We start from the raw sequence: 16980 nt of genomic DNA on the forward strand, positions 1-16980 counted from the left end.
CCCAGGGAGGCCCCCTCGCGGCCTACGGGCGCCCTCAAGGGTGCCCGTAGGCCGCATCACCTCTGCCGGAGCAGGCGGGCCGGAACCGCTTCGGCGAGGACCCGGTAGCCCTCCGGGTTGAGGTGGAGCCAGTCGCCGTCGTGGAGGGTGGGGAGGAGACGGGCCGGGTTCTGCGGGTCGCGGACGGCGCGGTCGAAGTCGAGGACGGCGTCGAAGCGGCCGCTGGTGCGGATCCAGGTGTTGACCGCCTGCCGTGCGTCCTCGCGGTGCCCCGCGGCGTCGTCGTACGGCGTGTTGCCGTCGAACGGCAGCAGGGTCGCGCCGTAGACGCGGATGCCCTGGGCGTGGGCACGGACGATGATCTGGTCGTAGGCGGCGATGAGGTCGGCGGTGACGCGCCGCTGGGCGGCGGGGGTGGCCTCGGCCGTCCCGATGTCGTTGACACCCTCGAAGACGATCAGCTGTTCGACGGCGCTGTGGGCCAGGATGTCGCGGTCCAGTCGGGCGAGCGCGTTGGGGCCGAGGCCGTCGTTGAGGACGCGGTTGCCGCCGGCCGCCTGGTTCACCACGGCGATGCCCCGGGTGGCCGGCTTCTGCTGCAGGCGGTCGAAGAGCTGGTCGGGCCAGCGGTTGTTGCCGTTGGTGGTGGAGCCCCGGCCGTCGGTGAGCGAGTCGCCGAGGACGGCGACGGCGGTGGTGGCGGGCCGGGAGAGGACCTCGACGTCGCTGAGCAGGTACCAGTGGTTGGTGGGGGTGGCCCCGGGGAGGTCCTCGTCGCGGGTGCGGTCGCCGTGCTGGAGGTACGAGGTCGTGCGGGAGCCGGGGTGGGAGGTGAGGGCGAGGGACGCCTGCCCCTCGGCCAGATACGTGGTCACGGTGAGGTTGGAGCCCGGCTTCACGGTGAAGTCCAGCGGGTCGGAGACGACCTGGGCGCCGATCGGCACGGTCGTGTCCCGCCGCCCGCCGAACGTCACCGTCCGGGTGGTGCCCGGCTCGATCGCGCCGACCCCGGCCTGCCCGCCCCGCGGGAGGGCGACGGTGACCGCCGTCAGCGGCAGTGCGGTGCCGCCGAAGGCATTGGAGAAGCGCAGTCGGACGCGGTCACCGCCGGTGGTGACACGCACGGTCTGCCGCAGGGTGGTGTCGACGAGCACGGCCCGGTCGCCGGTGAACGGTGCCGGCGGCATGTTGTGGGGCTCGGTGAGCTGCGGCATCGCCGACCAGGTGTTGACCCAGTGCCGGGCGGAGGTGACCGCGTCACCGTCGCCGGCGGTCGGCTGCGGGCTCCTGACGAGCGCCACCACGGCGGAGGACGTCACGACGAGGGCCAGCGCGAGGACACAGGCGGCGACGAGGCGGGCGAGCGACACTCCGCTCGACGGCTTGGACGACTGCACGGGCGATGCCTTTCTCCGGGAACGGGCTTGGCCGAAAGGGGCCTGGCGTGAGGGGACTCGACGCCAAGGCGCGCGAAGGCGCGCGGTGTCAGGGCGCGCGCCCGGTCGGCGCGCGCCCGGCGGTGGGCGAAGGCGAGACGGGCCGGCGGCTCAGGTGCCGCCCGTCCCGTGGCGGGTCCGGGCGGTGGGCGCGGCGCCGTCGCCGGAGTGGTCGGCCTGGTGACCGGCGCCCGGCGCGATCCCGCGGTCGCGGGGGACGCCGGTCGCGATCACGGCACCGTGCGCGGGGCCGTTCGTGGCGCCCCGGTTGGTGACGGGCCGCCGGTCACCTCTCGCCCTCCGAGGTCTGCCGGGGATTGGGGCACGATTCACTGGCCGGTGATGCCGAAGAAGGTGAGGACGCGCTGGCCCATGCCCCAGGCGTACACGTTGTGGCCTACGCCCTGGAGGCTGACGGCCTCGACGGGTGCCCGGTCACCGGTGCCGCCGTAGCGGGTGCGGGTCCAGCCGTTCTGGGGTGAGTCGGTGGCGCTCGGCGTCTGGCCGACGCCGCGGACGTTGGTCCACTGCTTGATCTCCTCCCCGAAGTTCGGGTACCGCAGCACGTCGTCCTGGGTGCCGTGCCACAGCTGCATCCGCGGCCGGGGGCCGGTGTAGCCGGGGTAGGCGCCGCGGACGAGGTCACCCCACGCCTGCGGGGTGCGGATGATCCTTCCGTTGGCGCAGTCGCTGTTCCACTCGGAGCCGTTGGTGGTGGCGAAGCAGGCGAAGGGGACACCCGCGAAGGCGGCGCCCGCGGCGAACACGTCCGGGTAGACGCCGAGCAGGACGTTGGTCATCATCGCGCCGGAGGAGATGCCGGTGGCGAAGACCCTGCCGGTGTCGGCGTTGTAGGTGCGGACCGTCCAGTCGACCATCGACTTGATGCCCACGGGGTCGCTGCCGCCGCCCCGGCGCAGCGCCTGCGGCGAGGCGACGTCGAAGCACTTGCTGCTGCGGGTGACGGACGGGTACACCACGATGAAGCCGTAGCGGTCGGCGAGCGAGGCGTACTCGGTGCCGCTGTACATGGCGGGCCCGGAACCGGTGCAGTAGTGCACGGCCACGACGATCGCCGGTTTCCTGGCGACGTTGTTCGGCACGTACAGGTACATCTGGAGGTTGCTCGGGTTCTGCCCGAAGTTGGTGACCTGGGTGAGCGCCGCGCGGGGCGCCGCCTCGGCCTTCGCGTGCCGCGCGGCGCCCGCGTCCGGCGCGGCCTGCGCGAGCGACGACGGCTTCGGGGGCGGCGCGGCCGAGGCCGCCGGCGCGGTGAGGAACGCGGCCGCGAGTAACGGCACCAGGGCTCCGAGCAGCGCGACGAGGGCTTTTCGGAGCGGTCGGCGTGCGGTGCGGTGGGGGGTTCGGGGCACGTCGTTGTCCCTTCAGCGGGCCGGGAGGGAAGCGTCCGCCGAGCATCGTGGCATGCACATGGCCACCCTGGAAGCGCTCCCACACGTCGAAAGAATTCGCTTCCGGCACGCCACCGGAGCGCATGCGCCGGACCGGCCGGCCGAGACGCCCGCCCCATCCGGGGCGTCCCATGGTCTTTTGCGCGAGGCGTTGACTAGAAAGCGCTTGCCCTCTACGTTCCGTTCAGCAGTGTGAACCAGCGCCATCGCCACTCCGGGGGTGGAAGAGGGGCACCTGAGTCCCATCTTCCTGCAATCAAGCACCTTCCTGGGAGTCGAGTCCCCCAGCTCGATCACCCGACCTGCTCTCGGCGGTCAACATGGCGCACAAGGTTCACGTACATGGCCCGTCAGTTCTAGCTGAAGGGACGCACCCGCATGCGTACCATCCCCCCACGCACACAGGCGCAGAGAACATCCCTGGTCGCCGCGGCGACCGCTCTCGCGGCAGCCGCGGTGCTCGCCCTGCCGCAGTCCGCGGGGGCTGCCGAGACCTCTCCGATCGGCTACGGCGCCGGCACCACCGGAGGTGGCGGCACGTCCCCGGTCACCGTCTCGACCCTGGCGGCCTTCAGGAGCGCCGTCACCGGTGACGCGGCCAAGGTCGTCCGCGTCAGCGGCCTGATAACACTGAGCGGCCAGGTCGACATCGGCTCCAACACCACGGTGCTGGGCGTGGGCTCCTCCTCCGGATTCACCGGGGGCGGCCTGCGGATCAAGGAGGAGACCAACGTCGTCGTCCGCAACCTGAACATCAGCAAGCCGGTCGCGCCCGCGGACGGGATCACGGTCCAGGAGTCGACGAGGGTGTGGATCGACCACAACTCCTTCTCCGCCGACCGCGATCACGACAAGGACCACTACGACGGCCTTCTGGACGTCAACCACGGCTCGGACAACGTGACGGTGTCCTGGAACACCTTCAAGAACCACTTCAAGGGCTCACTCGTCGGCCACAGCGACAACAACGCCTCCGAGGACACCGGCCACCTGAAGGTGACGTACCACCACAACCACTTCAGCGACGTCTACTCGCGCATCCCCAGCCTGCGCTTCGGCACCGGGCACTTCTACAACAACTACGTGGACGGCGCCGACACCGCCTGCCACTCGCGCATGGGCGCCCAGATGCTCGTGGAGAACAACGTCTTCCGGAACACGAAGGTCGCTGTCACCACGAACCGCAGCAGTGACGTGGACGGCCACGCCAATCTGCGCGGCAACGACCTCGGTGGGGCCGCCACCGAGATCTCCCGGACGGGGACGTTCACCTCCCCGCCCTACGGCTACACCGCGGAGCCCGCCTCCTCCGTCGTCGCGTCGGTGACGTCGGGCGCGGGCGCCGGAAAGCTCTGACCCCCCCATCCGCTCGGAGACAGAAGGAATCGGGACATGACTTCTGCGGCACGTACGCGCGCCCGGACGCGCGCGCTGACCGGGACGATGGCCGCGTTCGGCCTTTCGTTTGGCATGATCATGACGAGTGGCGCCACTCCGGCGAGCGCCGCCACCTGGCCGTCGGCCTCCGGCAGCCAGCCGGTTTCCTCCACCATCTCGGTGTCCGGCGTCCGGGACGGCGGCATGGTGCGCTACTACGGCAGCGGCGGGCTGGCCGGCGACGGTCAGGAGGAGGGCCAGGACCCGATCTTCAAGCTCGCGGCCGGCGCGACGCTCAAGAACGTCATCATCGGCGCGCCCGGCGCCGACGGCATCCACTGCGAGGGCAACTGCACCCTGCAGAACGTGTGGTGGGAGGACGTCGGCGAGGACGCCGCGACCTTCCGCGGCGGCTCCACCTACACGGTGACCGGCGGCGGCGCCAGGAAGGCCGCGGACAAGGTCTTCCAGCACAACGGGCCGGGGACCCTGAACATCTCCAACTTCGCCGTCAGCGAGTTCAAGACGCTGTACCGCTCGTGCGGCGACTGCTCCACGCAGTACACCCGCAAGGTGAACCTCAACAACATCGAGGTCACCGGAACGGGTTCCACCGCCCGGCTCGTCGGCATCAACGTCAACCGGGGCGACGTGGCGACACTGCGCAGGATCACGATCCTGAACGACAGCGGCCGCAAGGTCGTCCCCTGCCAGAAGTACAACAACACCACGGCCGTCGGAACGGGTCCCGACAGCACCAACTGCCTGTACTCCAGCTCGGACATCACCTACAGGTGAGGCTGCTCGTCACCCACCGGTGAGTCCGCTCCCCACGGCCGGACGGAGCCCTCCCCCACGGGCCTCGTCCGGCCCCCGGTCGTCGGCCGCCGGGGCGTCGGCGTGCGACCGGGGCGCGCTCACCAGATCTTGCGCCCCCACAGGGGGGCGACGCGCTCCCACGCCTCGTCCCACTCGTCCATCCTCCGCCGCTCCAGCCGGCCGCGGACGAGCCTGCCCCCGGCGTAGGGCACGGCCGCCACGAAGAGCCCCGCCAGACCGCCTACCAGGGTGGCCCGCAGCCGGGCCTGGGACTCACCTGCGGGCCTGGTCACCAACCGGCCCCCGGCGTCCGTCCAGACGGTGACCGGGGTGCCCATGACCTCTGCCGGGTCGACCCGGGCCTGGCCCTCGCGCACGGAGCCGTCCGGCGCCGCCCAGCGCACCTTCGCCCACACCCTCTCGGCCCCCGCTCCGTCGGGGGCTCCCGGCTCCGGCGCGTCCTCGACGAGCCGCGCCTCGACGGGACGCCACTCCTCGCGCTGGCGGGCGAGACCGGACTCGACGGAGTGCGCGGACAGCAGCCCGGCGACCACCCCGCCGCCCACGGTGAGGAGCCAGGCGACGAGCAGGACCCAGGACTCCAGCCGGTCACCGCGCCGTTTGAGCGGGTTCCGCCGCCAGCGCCACAGCCACACCTTCGGACCACGGAATGCCACCATCGGGGGCACCCTCCCTCACGCACACAGGACAGCCGGACCGCTCTCCCATACGGCGGCGGCCCCGGCGCTGCTCATGCGACATGGGTCACCCGCCGCCCCTTGGCTCGATCCCGCTTCCCGCACCCCCTTGCCACATGCCGTCCGACCTGCGGCAACACCGTTCCGAGGGGTGACTGTCAGTGGCTGGGTGCAGACTGGCCCGTGACTGAGACGACGATGTCCAGGAGGTGGCCGGGATGGCCGAGGTACTGCTCACCGTAGGCACGCGCAAGGGCCTGTTCATCGGGCGGCGGCGAGGCGGCGCCTGGGAGTTCGACGCCGGCCCGTACTTCAACGCGCAGGCCGTCTACTCGGTCGCGATCGACACCCGCGCGGCCACACCACGCCTCCTCGTCGGGGGCGACAGCGCCCACTGGGGACCCTCCGTGTTCCACTCCGACGACCTCGGGCGCACCTGGACCGAACCGGCCCGCCCGGCCGTGAAGTTCCCCAAGGACACGGGCGCCTCCCTGGAGCGGGTGTGGCAGCTGCACCCGTCGGCCGCCGAACCGGACGTGGTGTACGCGGGCACGGAGCCGGCCGCGCTGTACCGCTCCGCGGACCGCGGCGAGACCTTCGAGCTGGTACGGCCCCTGTGGGAGCACCCGACCCGCGACAAGTGGCAGCCGGGCGGTGGCGGCGAGGGACTGCACACCATCCTCACCGACCGGCGCGACCCGCGCGCGGTGACCGTCGCCGTGTCCGCCGCCGGGGTGTTCCGCACCGAGGACGGCGGCGCGAGCTGGACGCCGTCCAACTCCGGGGTCTCCGCGGTGTTCCTGCCGGACCCCGACCCGGAGTTCGGCCAGTGCGTGCACAAGGTCACCCGGGACGCGGCGACCCCCGACCGGCTGTATCTGCAGAACCACTGGGGCGTCTACCGCAGCGACGACGGCGGAGCGCACTGGACGGACATCGGCGAGGGGCTGCCCTCCACCTTCGGGTTCGCCGCGGCGGCCCACCCGCACCGCGGGGACACCGCCTATGTGTTCCCCATCAACGCGGACGCGGACCGTGTCCCCGCCGACCACCGCTGCCGGGTGTTCCGCACGGCGGACGCGGGCGGGAGCTGGGAGCCGCTGTCCACCGGCCTGCCCGCGGAGGACCACTACGGCACGGTGCTGCGCGACGCGATGTGCACGGACGACGCGGACCCGGCGGGCGTCTACTTCGGCAACCGCAACGGCGAGGTGTACGCGTCGGCGGACGACGGGGACACCTGGCGGCAGTTGGCGTCCCACCTGCCGGACGTGCTGTGCGTAAGGGCGGCGGTGGTCGGCTGACGGCGAGGGTGGACGGGGGAGGCGGGCCCATGTCGTTCATTGCCCGGTCCCTGCCGACCACGCACGCGCTCCGACCGCCGAGTCGGCCCGGATCGCGTGGGTTTCGGCACCGAAACGGTCGGCCTCGGTCACGGCGCGGCCGGTGGTTGATCGTCATCGCCGCCGCGGCAGTAGGGTGACGCCGTGGCACCACGACCGTTGCATGAAATCGTCGAAGCGGGCTGGGCGAAGGCGCTGGAGCCCGTGGCCGGACAGATCGCCCGGATGGGCGACTTCCTGCGCGCGGAGATCGCCGCGGGACGCACCTATCTCCCGGCGGGACCGAATGTCCTCCGCGCCTTCCAGCAGCCCTTCGACGACGTCCGCGTCCTCATCGTCGGCCAGGACCCGTATCCGACGCCGGGTCACGCGGTGGGGCTGTCCTTCTCGGTGGCCCCGGAGGTACGGCCCCTCCCGGGCAGTCTGATCAACATCTACCGGGAGCTCGGCAACGACCTGGGGCTGCCACCGCCGGCCAACGGCGATCTGACGCCCTGGACCCGGCAGGGCGTCCTGCTGCTCAACAGGGCGCTCACCACGGCCCCGCGCAGACCGGCGGCACACCGGGGGAAGGGCTGGGAGGAGGTCACCGAGCAGGCGATACGAGCGCTGGCCGCGCGCGGGCGCCCCCTGGTGTCGATCCTCTGGGGCCGCGACGCCCGCAACCTCCGCCCTCTGCTGGGCGATCTGCCGTCCATCGAGTCCGCGCACCCCTCCCCCATGTCGGCCGACCGCGGCTTCTTCGGCTCCCGCCCCTTCAGCCGCGCCAACGACCTGCTGACCCGTCAGGGCGGCACACCCGTGGACTGGCGTCTGCCATGACGACGGCCGGGGCACCGTCCGAGGAGCGGCCGGGACCGGTGCCCGCCTCGACGCGCGGCGGAGAAGGCCCCGTCGTGCTCGCGGTGGACTCCGGCGGGTCCGGGTTGCGGGTGGCGCTGGCCGTCGGTGGCACGGTGGTCGGGGAGGCGCCGGCTTCCGGATCGCCGGTGCGCACCGGCGACCGGGGCATCGACGCCGGGCATCTGCTGGAACTGGTGCTCCCCGGGGCCCGGCAGCTTCTCGAGGCCGCCGGACGGGAGCGTCCCGCAGCGGTCGCCGTCGGGGCGGCCGGGTTCGCCACGCTCGGGGAGCGGCTGCGCGCCGAGCTGCCGTCCGCGTTCGCCCGTGAACTGGGAGTCCGGCGGATCGCACTGGCGGCCGACGCCGTCACCGCGTACACCGGCGCGCTGGGCACGCGGCCCGGTGCCGTGATCGCCGCCGGTACGGGGCTGATCGCGGTCGGCACCGATCTACGGGCCTGGCGCCGGGCGGACGGCTGGGGCCATCTGCTCGGGGACTGCGGGGGCGGGGCGTGGATCGGGCGGGCGGGGCTGGAGGCGGCGCTGCGGGCCCACGACGGACGCAGTGGCGGCTCGGACCCGCTCCTGGCGCGCGCGGAGAGGGTGTTCGGCCCGCCGGACGGACTGCCCGGGCGGCTGTACCCCCGGCCGGACCGCCCGGCGGTGCTGGCCTCCTTCGCACCCGAGGTGGCCGCCTGCGCGGGCGGCGATCCGGTGTCGGCGGACATCCTGCGCGCCGCGGCCCGGCACATGGCCGACGCCGCGGCCGCCGTCTGCCCGGCGTCGGACGCGCCCCTGGTGGCCCTCACCGGTGGCCTGTTCAAGCTGGGGGCACCCCTTCTCGTACCGCTGGAGGCGGAGTTGGCCGAGCGGCTGCCGCATGCGCGAAGGGTGCCCGCGGAGGGCGATCCGCTGCACGGTGCCGTACGGATCGCGACCGGTCTGGCCACCGGTGACCTCCGATTGCCGTACGACGAGCGGCTGTTGTATACGGTGGCCGAAAAGTAGTACCTGAAATACGGACCAAAGCACCCTGTCGGACAAGCACCACTGTGGCCTGCCAAGAGCGCTGCTCGGCAGACAAATGCGGTATCGATCACCCCGATCGACACGTAACTCATCAGACAAATCCGGACGGATACCGCTCACCTGCACCCTCCCCGAACAGGGGAACCCCGGAAACAAGTAACATGCGGCGCCATGAGCTCCCCCACTGGGCCCGCGTCCGGCCTGCCAGTACGAATGCCGCGACCCCGCCAGCCCGGCCGGCACCGCCGACCGGAACCCCTGGCGGCTCCCGAGGGCGCGCCCGCGCTGCTCCTCGCGGTGCCGGGCACGCCCAGCGCCGCCACGCGCAGCCTCGCCGAGGAGGTCGTGAGCATCGCGCGCTCCGAGCTGCCCGGCCTCGACGCCCGCATCGGTTACGTCGACGGCGGCGGCGACGAGTTCCCCACGCTGCAGTCGGTGCTCACGGGCGCCGCCGAGGAGCGCACCGCCCGCTACGAGCAGGCGCGCGCCGCCGGTCTGGACGTCAAGGAGCCGGACGGCCCCGTCGCCGTCGTCGTGCCCCTGCTGGCCGGCCCGGACAGCGCGACGCTCCGCCAGGTCCGCCAGGCCGTCATGGAGAGCCGGATCGCGGCCGAGCTGACCGATGTCCTCGGCCCGCACCCGCTGCTCGCCGAGGCCCTGCACGTGCGGTTGTCCGAGGCGGGTCTGGCGCGTGCCGACCGTGCCCGGCTGTTCACCGTCGCGACCGCCGCGGACGGCATCATCCTCGCCTCCGTGGGCGGCGACGAGGCCGTGCAGGCGGCCGGCATCACGGGCATGCTGCTGGCCGCGCGGCTCGCGGTGCCGGTGATGGCCGCCGCGCTCGACCAGGAGGGTTCGATCAGCTCCGTGGCCGAGCAGCTGCGCTCCTCCGGGTCCCAGCAGCTCGCGCTCGCCCCGTACCTGATCGGGCCGGAGATCGACGCCGCCCTGGTCGAGGACGCCGCGTCGGAGGCGGGGTGCTCCGCGGCCGAGGCCCTCGGGGCCTACCCGGCGATCGGCAAGCTGGCGCTCGGCAAGTACACGACGGCGCTCGGCATCGCCCCGCCGCAGCAGCAGGGCATGCCGGTCCGCTGACCCCGGCCGCGTCCGGTCCGCATCGACCCGTACGGCCGAGGGCCCGCTCCTCTCGCAGGAGCGGGCCCTCGGCCGTGTGCGTGCCCCGACCGCGCTCTGCCCCCGCAGTCGTCAGACGTCCAGGACCACGCACGAGGCGGCGGGCACCTCGATCGAGCCGGCGCGGACCGGGACGCCCGTGTCCGGGTCGACCGTGAACCAGGTGACGTCCCCGGAGTGCTGGTTGGCGACGTACAGCGTGCCCGCCGCATAGGTGAGGTCCCTGGGCCAGCGGCCGCCGCAGGGGACGGTGGTGACCAGGCGCAGGGCGGGCCCCTCGACGGCGAGCACGGAGAGGACGTCCGTGCCGCGGGTCGCCGTCCACACGAAGCGGCCGTCGGGCGACACGACGATGCCCGAGGGATACGCGTCGCCGTCCGGGGCGGCCGGAAGCACCGGGGTCTCCTCCAGGGGCTCCAGAAGGCCGTCCGAGGCGTTCCAGCGGCACACGGTGACGGTCGGGGCCAGTTCGTTCAGCACATGGACGCAGGAGCCGTCCGGGGCGGCCCCGGGGGACGTCGGGTCCGTCCCGGGCGGCGGGGCGAAGGCGAGGTGGCGCGGACCGGAGCCCGGCCGCAGCCGGGTCCCGCCGCGCACGACGGGCACGCCGTCGTCCAGGGCGCAGACCCGCACCGTGTCGGTGCCCAGGTCGACGGAGAGGAACCGGTCGCCGGCCGGGACGGGCACCACCTGGTGGGCGTGGGGACTCCGCTGGTGATCCGGATGCGGTCCCGACCCGGTGTGGCGCAGGACGCCGGACGCGGCGGGCGCGAGGGTGCCGTCGGGACGCAGGGGCACGGCGGTGACGCCGCCGGCGGCGTGGTCGGCGGTCAGCAGATGGCCGTCGAACACGCACAGGTGGGTGGGGCCGGCGCCGACCGGCACGGGCGGGCCGGTCAGTGCGGGCCTGTCGTCCGTCACCCGGTAGGCGGCGACCGCGCCGTCGACGGTCTCACTGACCGCGTAGAGCGTCTCGCCGTCCGCGGAGAGGGCGAGGTACGACGGGTCGGGGATGTCGTTCGCGGCGCCTCCGCCGAGGCTCAGGGCGCCGCTGCCCTCTTCCACGTCGGCGACGAGGACGCCGGCGCCTCCCGCCGCCGTGAACGAGCCGATGTACGCGCGGCGCCCCCGGTTCCCGTGTACTGCTGCCACTGACGTCCCCTCCCGGTGGTGTTCGGTGCGGGCGAGAGTAGCAGCAGGTCTAGACCAAAAGGGAGGCGCCTGCCGGTCCCGTCCGGCGGGGCGGCGGACCGCCGACGGTCAGGAGCCGGCCAGCCGGGAGCCCGAGGTCCTGCCGAGGGGCATGGCCAGGTCCACCAGGGTCCGTTCCAGGTTGTGGAGGTGGACCAGGGGGGTGCCGGGTTCCGGCTGATGCGGGGCTTCCTGGCCGGTGAGGTGCTGCGGCCAGGCCGGGGCCCGGGTCTCGTGGACGGTCAGGGCCTCCACCGCGGCCTTCACACGCCAGCAGGCGGCCACGAGGGACGCCTCGTGCGAGGCGGGCGGCTCGGCGGTGGCCGATACCAGGGCGTGGACCTCGCTGACGCAGTCGTCGAGCAGGCGCAGGGCCTGACGGGCGCGCGCCTTGCGGGTGCGGAACGGGTTCAGCGGATGCACCAGCGGGGCGAGGGCGACGCGGGCCCGGCCGAACAGCGCCTTCAGCTCGGCGGCGTGTGGGGCCGGGTCGGCGTCGGGGTCGCCTTCGAGCCGGGCGGCCGTCTCGGTCGCGGCGGCGTGCACACAGTGCAGGGCCCGCTGGATCCACGCGTCGTTCGTCGCGTGGGTGGTGACCGGCAGGACGAGGAACACGGCCAGCACCGCGCACCCGGCGCCCACGCCGGTCTCGACGAGCCGGAGCGCGAGCAGCCGGGCGTCGAGGACGCCCAGCAGGCCGTAGAGGAGGCTGGCCATGACGGTGACGGCCAGCATCATCCAGGAGTACGAGACGGCCGCGGTGTAGAAGATCCCGAACACGCAGAGCGCGACGAGCGCGGCCGACGCCAGGGGTGCCCCGTCCAGCGGGACGGCCACGAGAAGGCCGACGGCGACGCCGAGCACGGTCCCGAGGACGCGACGGAATCCGCGGACCAGGGTCTCGCCCCGGGATGTGGTGTTGACGAAGATCCACCAGGCGGTGCCGACGGCCCAGTACCAGCGCTCCTCGGAGAACCCCTGGCCGGCCACGAGCGCGACCGCGCACGCGGCCGCGGCCTGGAAGGCCTGCCGGGTGGTGGGGCGGTCCAGGCCCGTCCGGGGCGTCTCGGCGGGGGCAGCGACCGGCGGGGTACCGCGTTCGATGGGCCACAGGACGAAGCGCACCGCCCCGGCGACCAGCAGGGCGAGTGCCATGGCGGCGTAGAGCCCGGGCAGTTGCGCGGGGACCGCGTGGAGGAACTGCGTGACGAAGAAGCTCATGAAGGCGAAGATGCCGAGCGCCTGGCCGCGTGCTCCCCAGCGGCGGGCGTAGACCCCGCAGAAGACCGTGACGACGAAGGCGGCATCGCGGGCGGCCGTGAGGTCGTGCAGGGTGGTGGCGAACGCCAGGACCGGGAATCCGGCCAGGGGAAGCAGGGCGGTGGTGATCCGCTGGGCGCGGACCGTGCCGTCGGTGACGGTGAAGAGGGCGAGGAGCGCGGCGAGACCCCCGGTGATCGACGCGGGGAGCGGGAAACCGCACAGCTCGGAGAGAGCCACCGCGGCGCCCACACCGATGACGGCACGGACGGAGGTCCGCAGCCTCAGACGCCCCGGATCAGGCGCTGTGAACATCCTCTTCATGGCCGTGTACCGCCCCCTTGCACTGGTGCGTGCCGCGTCCGCCGCGGTCTGGGTCCCAGTGGGCGGCGGGCACAGCGAAGGGCGCCGCGCTCCGGATCGGCCTCGTCGCCGTCCGGCCCTGCGCGGCGCCGAAACTACGTGGATAGGACAAGAGATAAGCATCTTTGTCCCATTGGCTCAACCCGAGGGTGTGAAGGTGGGCCATTGGCCCATGCGAGGGGCGACTGGCCCGGCATCCGGTGGGCCAACGGACCAGCTCCGGGCCGGATCGCCTCCTGGGCACGCCGCGGGCCGCCTTCGACGGCAGGCGGTCGGCAGGCCGTCATGACGCGCCACAGGTGGCGGCCGATTGGGCCATTGGTACCGTTTCCATGATCGTCGAATGGCGCAGGGAGGTCGGCGGATCATGGCCGTGGACGAGCTCGACACCCGGATCCTGCGGCTGCTCCTGGAGCAGCCGAGGACGAGTGTGCGGGAGTACGCCCGGGTGCTCGGTGTCGCCAGGGGGACGTTGCAGGCGCGGCTCGACCGGTTGGAGCGGGACGGTGTGATCACCGGGTCGGCACCGTCGCTCTCCCCCGCCGCGCTCGGGCATCCGGTGCTGGCCTTCGTCCACATCGAGGTCACTCAGGGGCACCTGGACGACGTGGGGGACGCGCTGGCGACCGTACCGGAGATCGTCGAAGCGTTCTCCATCACGGGCGGCGGTGATCTGCTGACCCGGGTGGTGGCCCGGGACAACGCGCATCTGGAGGATGTGATCCAGGCGCTGATCAGCCTGCCCGGTGTGGTACGCACCCGTACGGAGATCGCGCTGCGGGAGCGGGTGCCGTACCGGCTGCTGCCGTTGGTGGAGTCGGTCGGCCGGTCGGCCGGGAGCTGATCGTCGAGCGGGCGGTGACCGCTCGGGACTGCGGCCCGCCCTCCCCGCCCACCCGCAGCCTCGCGTCACGTGTCGTAGTCGACCGTCAGGGTCTCCGAGACGGGGTACGTCTGGCAGGTCAGGACGTAGCCCGCGGCCACCTCCGCCGGTTCCAGCGCGTAGTTGCGGCGCATGTCCGCCTTGCCGTCGGGGACGAGCGCGCGGCAGGTGCCGCAGACGCCGCCCTTGCAGGCGAAGGGGAGGTCGGGGCGGGTGCGCTGGGCGGCGTCGAGGATCGTGCGGTCGCGGGGCAGCGGCGCGGTGGTGGTGCGGCCGTCGAGGGTGATGGTGACCTCGCTGACCGGGCCCTCGGCTGCGGCCTCCTCGTGGCGCACCTCGCGGACGGGCTCGTCGTCGGCGTAGAAGAGTTCCTGGTGGACGCGGTCGGCGGGGACACCGAGGCCGGTGAGGACCCGTTGGGCGTCGCGGACCATGCCGTGGGGGCCGCACAGCCACCAGTGGTCCGCCGTGTCGACGTCGACGAGGGAGCCGATGAGGGCGGAGAGGCGGTCGGCGTCCAGGCGGCCCGAGAGCAGCTCCGCCTCGCGCGGCTCACGGGACAGCACGTGGGCCAGCTGGAAACGCGCCGGGTACAGGTCCTTCAGGTCGGCGAGTTCGTCGGCGAACATCACGGTGCCCGTGCGTCGGTTGCCGTAGAAGAGGGTCACCGTGGATCGGGGGTCGGCGGCCAGGACGGACTCGGCGATGGAGATCATCGGGGTGATGCCGGAGCCCGCCGCGATCAGCACATGATGGCCGGGGGCGGTGAGGTCCGGGGTGAAGAAACCGGTGGGGGGCATCACCTCGACGGTGTCGCCGGGGTGTACGTCGTTCACTAGCCAGGAGGAGAACAGGCCGCCCGGTACGACCCGGACGCCGATGCGCGGTGCCGAACCCGCCGGTGAGCAGATCGAGTACGAGCGGCGTTCGTCCCGCCCGTCGATCTCGCGCCGCAGCGTGAGCGACTGGCCCGGCGCGAACGCGAACTCCTCGGCGAGTTCCTCCGGGATCTCGAACCCGACCGCCACCGCGTCCTCGCACAGCGGCCGCACTTCGGCGACGCGCAGGGCGTGGAAGACGGGACGGCGTCGGACGCGCGGGCGTACGGTCGGCGCGCCGCCGTCCTCCCTGCCCGGCCCGGGCAGGGAGGAGACGGCCGAACCGGCAGCCTCACCCGAGGTGTCCGCCTCGGCGCCCCGCGGGCCCTGGAGCGGCTCGCGCCGCAGCCCGGCAGACGGCTGCTCGTCCGCCCCTCCCGGGGCCTCGTTCACCAGTCCCGCCATCGGTTTCCCCTGTGTGCCCCCGGCGCCGGCCGGCTCGTCCCGCGGCCCCGCCACCGGTCCCCCGCGAAGGCCTCCCGTCGGCCCTTCGGTGAAGCCCTTCATTCAGATCTCCTTGACGTGCTCGAACGGCTCGCGGCAGCTGTGGCAGCGCCACAGGGACTTGCAGGAGGTGGCGGCGAACCGGGAGGTCTCCCGGGTGTCCTGGGAGCCGCAGCGGGGGCACGGGACCGTGCGCCGGGTGGGGGACAGCTGGAGGGGGACCGGGCCTCGGGGAGCGGCCCCCGGCGGGGCGATGCCGTGTTCGGCCAGCTTGCGACGGCCCGTCTCCGTGATCCAGTCGGTGGTCCAGGGCGGGCTGAGGACGGTGCGGATCTCCACGCGGTCGTACCCGGCGGCGCGCAGCCTCGCCGCCACGTCGGCCCGCATCTCGGCCATGGCCGGGCAGCCCGAGTAGGTCGGGGTGAGGCTCGCGATCACCGTGCCGTCGCCGGTCAGCTCCACGTCCCGCAGGACGCCCAGGTCGGCGAGGGTCAGCATCGGCAGCTCGGGGTCCGGCACCTGCTCGGCGACGTGCCTGGCCCGGCGTGCGTCGAGGAGGGCGGTCACCATGTCGCCTCCGGATGGGCGCGGGCCACGCTCTGCAGCTCGGCGAGCAGCGGCGCGAGGTGCTCGGTGTGGTCCCCGGCGCGACCGGCGCCCGGCAGCGGCCGGTACACCGGCATGGGCAGCCCGGCGGCCTCCGTGACCTGCCGCAGCACGGCGACGACCTCGTCCCGCACGTCGTACGCGGTGAACAGCTCCCCGAAGTACGGACCCACCCGCTCCAGCGCCTTGCGCATCCGCCGGTGCGACTCCTCGGTGCCGTCGCCGAGCCGTACGGCCCAGTCGGCCGCGTACTGGCGGTGGTAGGTCAGCTCCTTGACTCCCTTGGCCGCGATCGCCGCGAGGACGGGGTCGGGGTGGTCCACCAGCCGCTCGAAGTGCGCGAGGCGCCAGCTGGACAGGACCAGGAGCCGGACGACGGAGAACGCGAAGTCACCGTTGGGGAGTTCGGCGAGGCGTACGTTGCGGAAGTCGCCGGGGTCCCGGAAGTAGGCGTAGGCGTCCTCGTCGCGGCCGGTGCCGTCGACCTGGCCGGCGCGGGAGTACAGCAGGCGGGCCTGGCCGAGCAGGTCGAGGCCGATGTTCGCCAGGGCCACCTCCTCCTCCAACTCCGGCGCGCGGGTGGTCCACTCGGCCAGCCGCTGCGCCGAGACCAGGGCGTCGTCGGCCAGTGCCACGCAGACCAGGGCCAGTTCCCGGGCGTCGACGCCCTCGGGCACGCCGGTGTCGACCCCGTGGAGGGGGTCCTCGAAACCGGTGCCGTACGCCCAGCGGGTGTCGTCGTCGTGTCCCTCGGCGAGGGTCATGTAGACGTGGTCGTCACTCATGCCCTGCTCCTCAGATGTGCGGGACGTCGTCGGGGATGTCGTAGAACGTGGGGTGGCGGTACACCTTGTCGGCGCTGGGCTCGAAGAAGGGGTCCTTCTCGTCGCGGGTGGAGGCGGCGATGTGCTCGCTGCGCACCACCCAGAGGGAGACGCCCTCGTTGCGGCGGGTGTAGAGGTCGCGGGCGTGGGTGAGGGCCATCCGGTCGTCGGCGGCGTGCAGGGAACCCACATGGACGTGGTTCAGGCCGCGCTTGCCCCGCACGAACACCTCGTACAGCGGCCAGTCGCCCTTGTCCACGCGCGCCGTGCCACCGTCGTTCGTGCCGCTCATGCCGCTGTCCCCTTCCGGGCTCGCTCGTTCTGCCGGGCCGCGTGGGCGGTGGCCGCCTCACGCACCCAGGCGCCTTCCTCGTGGGCCGTCCTGCGGCGTTCCATCCGCTGGTCGTTGCACGGCCCGTCGCCGCTGATGACCCGCTTCAG

The 16980-nt window shown here is 73.2% G+C and carries 15 protein-coding genes and 2 pseudogenes; 7 read left to right on the forward strand and 10 right to left on the reverse strand.

The genetic code is table 11. The features are described 5' to 3' along the window. Window positions 1-56: 56 nt before the first annotated feature. Window positions 57-1397 carry an SGNH/GDSL hydrolase family protein gene (locus tag AC067N_RS34010; RefSeq protein ID WP_478682785.1) on the reverse strand — a complete coding sequence of 447 codons (1341 nt, stop codon included), beginning with the start codon at window positions 1395-1397 and terminating at the stop codon, window positions 57-59. A 150-nt stretch (window positions 1398-1547) separates the two neighbouring features. Next, a pseudogene (locus AC067N_RS34015) lies at window positions 1548-2809 on the reverse strand (extracellular catalytic domain type 1 short-chain-length polyhydroxyalkanoate depolymerase). A 417-nt stretch (window positions 2810-3226) separates the two neighbouring features. On the opposite strand from AC067N_RS34015, the gene AC067N_RS34020 reads away from it, so the two are divergent. Continuing rightward, a complete protein-coding gene (locus AC067N_RS34020) occupies window positions 3227-4204 on the forward strand; it encodes a pectate lyase family protein (RefSeq protein WP_478682786.1) in 978 nt (325 codons plus the stop codon). 36 nt (window positions 4205-4240) lie between these two features. After that, window positions 4241-5023, forward strand: a complete 783-nt coding sequence (locus AC067N_RS34025) for a pectate lyase (protein ID WP_478682787.1) — start codon at window positions 4241-4243, stop codon at window positions 5021-5023. 119 nt (window positions 5024-5142) lie between these two features. Here AC067N_RS34025 and AC067N_RS34030 read toward each other — a convergent pair whose 3' ends face one another. Next, a complete protein-coding gene (locus AC067N_RS34030; RefSeq protein ID WP_478682788.1) occupies window positions 5143-5724 on the reverse strand; it encodes an Rv1733c family protein in 582 nt (193 codons plus the stop codon). 236 nt (window positions 5725-5960) lie between these two features. Here AC067N_RS34030 and AC067N_RS34035 point away from each other — a divergent pair, with 236 nt between their 5' ends. From AC067N_RS34035 to AC067N_RS34050, 4 genes are all read left to right on the forward strand, one after another. Then, entirely contained in the window at window positions 5961-7046 is a 1086-nt protein-coding gene (locus tag AC067N_RS34035; RefSeq protein WP_478682789.1) for a WD40/YVTN/BNR-like repeat-containing protein, read from the forward strand. 183 nt (window positions 7047-7229) lie between these two features. Continuing rightward, on the forward strand, window positions 7230-7907 hold the full coding sequence (locus AC067N_RS34040) for a uracil-DNA glycosylase (RefSeq protein ID WP_478682790.1): 678 nt from the start codon (window positions 7230-7232) through the stop codon (window positions 7905-7907). Beyond that, window positions 7904-8935 carry an N-acetylglucosamine kinase gene (locus AC067N_RS34045; RefSeq protein WP_478682791.1) on the forward strand — a complete coding sequence of 344 codons (1032 nt, stop codon included), beginning with the start codon at window positions 7904-7906 and terminating at the stop codon, window positions 8933-8935. Before AC067N_RS34040 ends, AC067N_RS34045 begins: the two co-directional genes overlap by 4 nt. A 192-nt stretch (window positions 8936-9127) precedes the next feature. Beyond that, window positions 9128-10051: a sirohydrochlorin chelatase gene (locus AC067N_RS34050; protein WP_478682792.1), complete on the forward strand. Its 924-nt coding sequence runs from the start codon at window positions 9128-9130 to the stop codon at window positions 10049-10051. A 111-nt stretch (window positions 10052-10162) separates the two neighbouring features. On the opposite strand, the gene AC067N_RS34055 is transcribed toward AC067N_RS34050, so the two are convergent. Both AC067N_RS34055 and AC067N_RS34060 read right to left on the reverse strand, forming a co-directional pair. Further along, entirely contained in the window at window positions 10163-11242 is a 1080-nt protein-coding gene (locus AC067N_RS34055) for a lactonase family protein (RefSeq protein WP_478682793.1), read from the reverse strand. 108 nt (window positions 11243-11350) lie between these two features. Next, window positions 11351-12856 (reverse strand): FUSC family protein, encoded by a 1506-nt coding sequence (locus tag AC067N_RS34060; RefSeq protein ID WP_478682794.1) that lies wholly within the window; start codon window positions 12854-12856, stop codon window positions 11351-11353. Window positions 12857-13271: 415 nt separating this feature from the next. Here AC067N_RS34060 and AC067N_RS34065 point away from each other — a divergent pair, with 415 nt between their 5' ends. Continuing rightward, window positions 13272-13748, forward strand: coding sequence for an Lrp/AsnC family transcriptional regulator (locus AC067N_RS34065; protein ID WP_478682802.1), 477 nt, complete (start codon window positions 13272-13274; stop codon window positions 13746-13748). A 65-nt stretch (window positions 13749-13813) separates the two neighbouring features. On the opposite strand, the gene paaE is transcribed toward AC067N_RS34065, so the two are convergent. From paaE to AC067N_RS34090, 5 genes and pseudogenes are all read right to left on the reverse strand, one after another. Then, a complete protein-coding gene (gene paaE / locus AC067N_RS34070; RefSeq protein ID WP_478682795.1) occupies window positions 13814-15070 on the reverse strand; it encodes a 1,2-phenylacetyl-CoA epoxidase subunit PaaE in 1257 nt (418 codons plus the stop codon). Window positions 15071-15172: 102 nt separating this feature from the next. Continuing rightward, a complete protein-coding gene (gene paaD, locus AC067N_RS34075; protein ID WP_478682796.1) occupies window positions 15173-15679 on the reverse strand; it encodes a 1,2-phenylacetyl-CoA epoxidase subunit PaaD in 507 nt (168 codons plus the stop codon). Beyond that, entirely contained in the window at window positions 15673-16500 is an 828-nt protein-coding gene (gene paaC / locus AC067N_RS34080; protein ID WP_478682797.1) for a 1,2-phenylacetyl-CoA epoxidase subunit PaaC, read from the reverse strand. The genes paaD and paaC overlap by 7 nt, the downstream gene beginning before the upstream one ends. 10 nt (window positions 16501-16510) lie before the next feature. Next, window positions 16511-16831, reverse strand: a complete 321-nt coding sequence (paaB, locus tag AC067N_RS34085; protein WP_478682798.1) for a 1,2-phenylacetyl-CoA epoxidase subunit PaaB — start codon at window positions 16829-16831, stop codon at window positions 16511-16513. Further along, window positions 16828-16980 (reverse strand): annotated as a pseudogene (locus tag AC067N_RS34090) (1,2-phenylacetyl-CoA epoxidase subunit PaaA); the annotation flags it as partial. The pseudogene AC067N_RS34090 and the gene paaB, both read right to left, overlap by 4 nt.

The sequence above is a fragment of the Streptomyces sp. NPDC042364 genome (genome assembly GCF_056437585.1).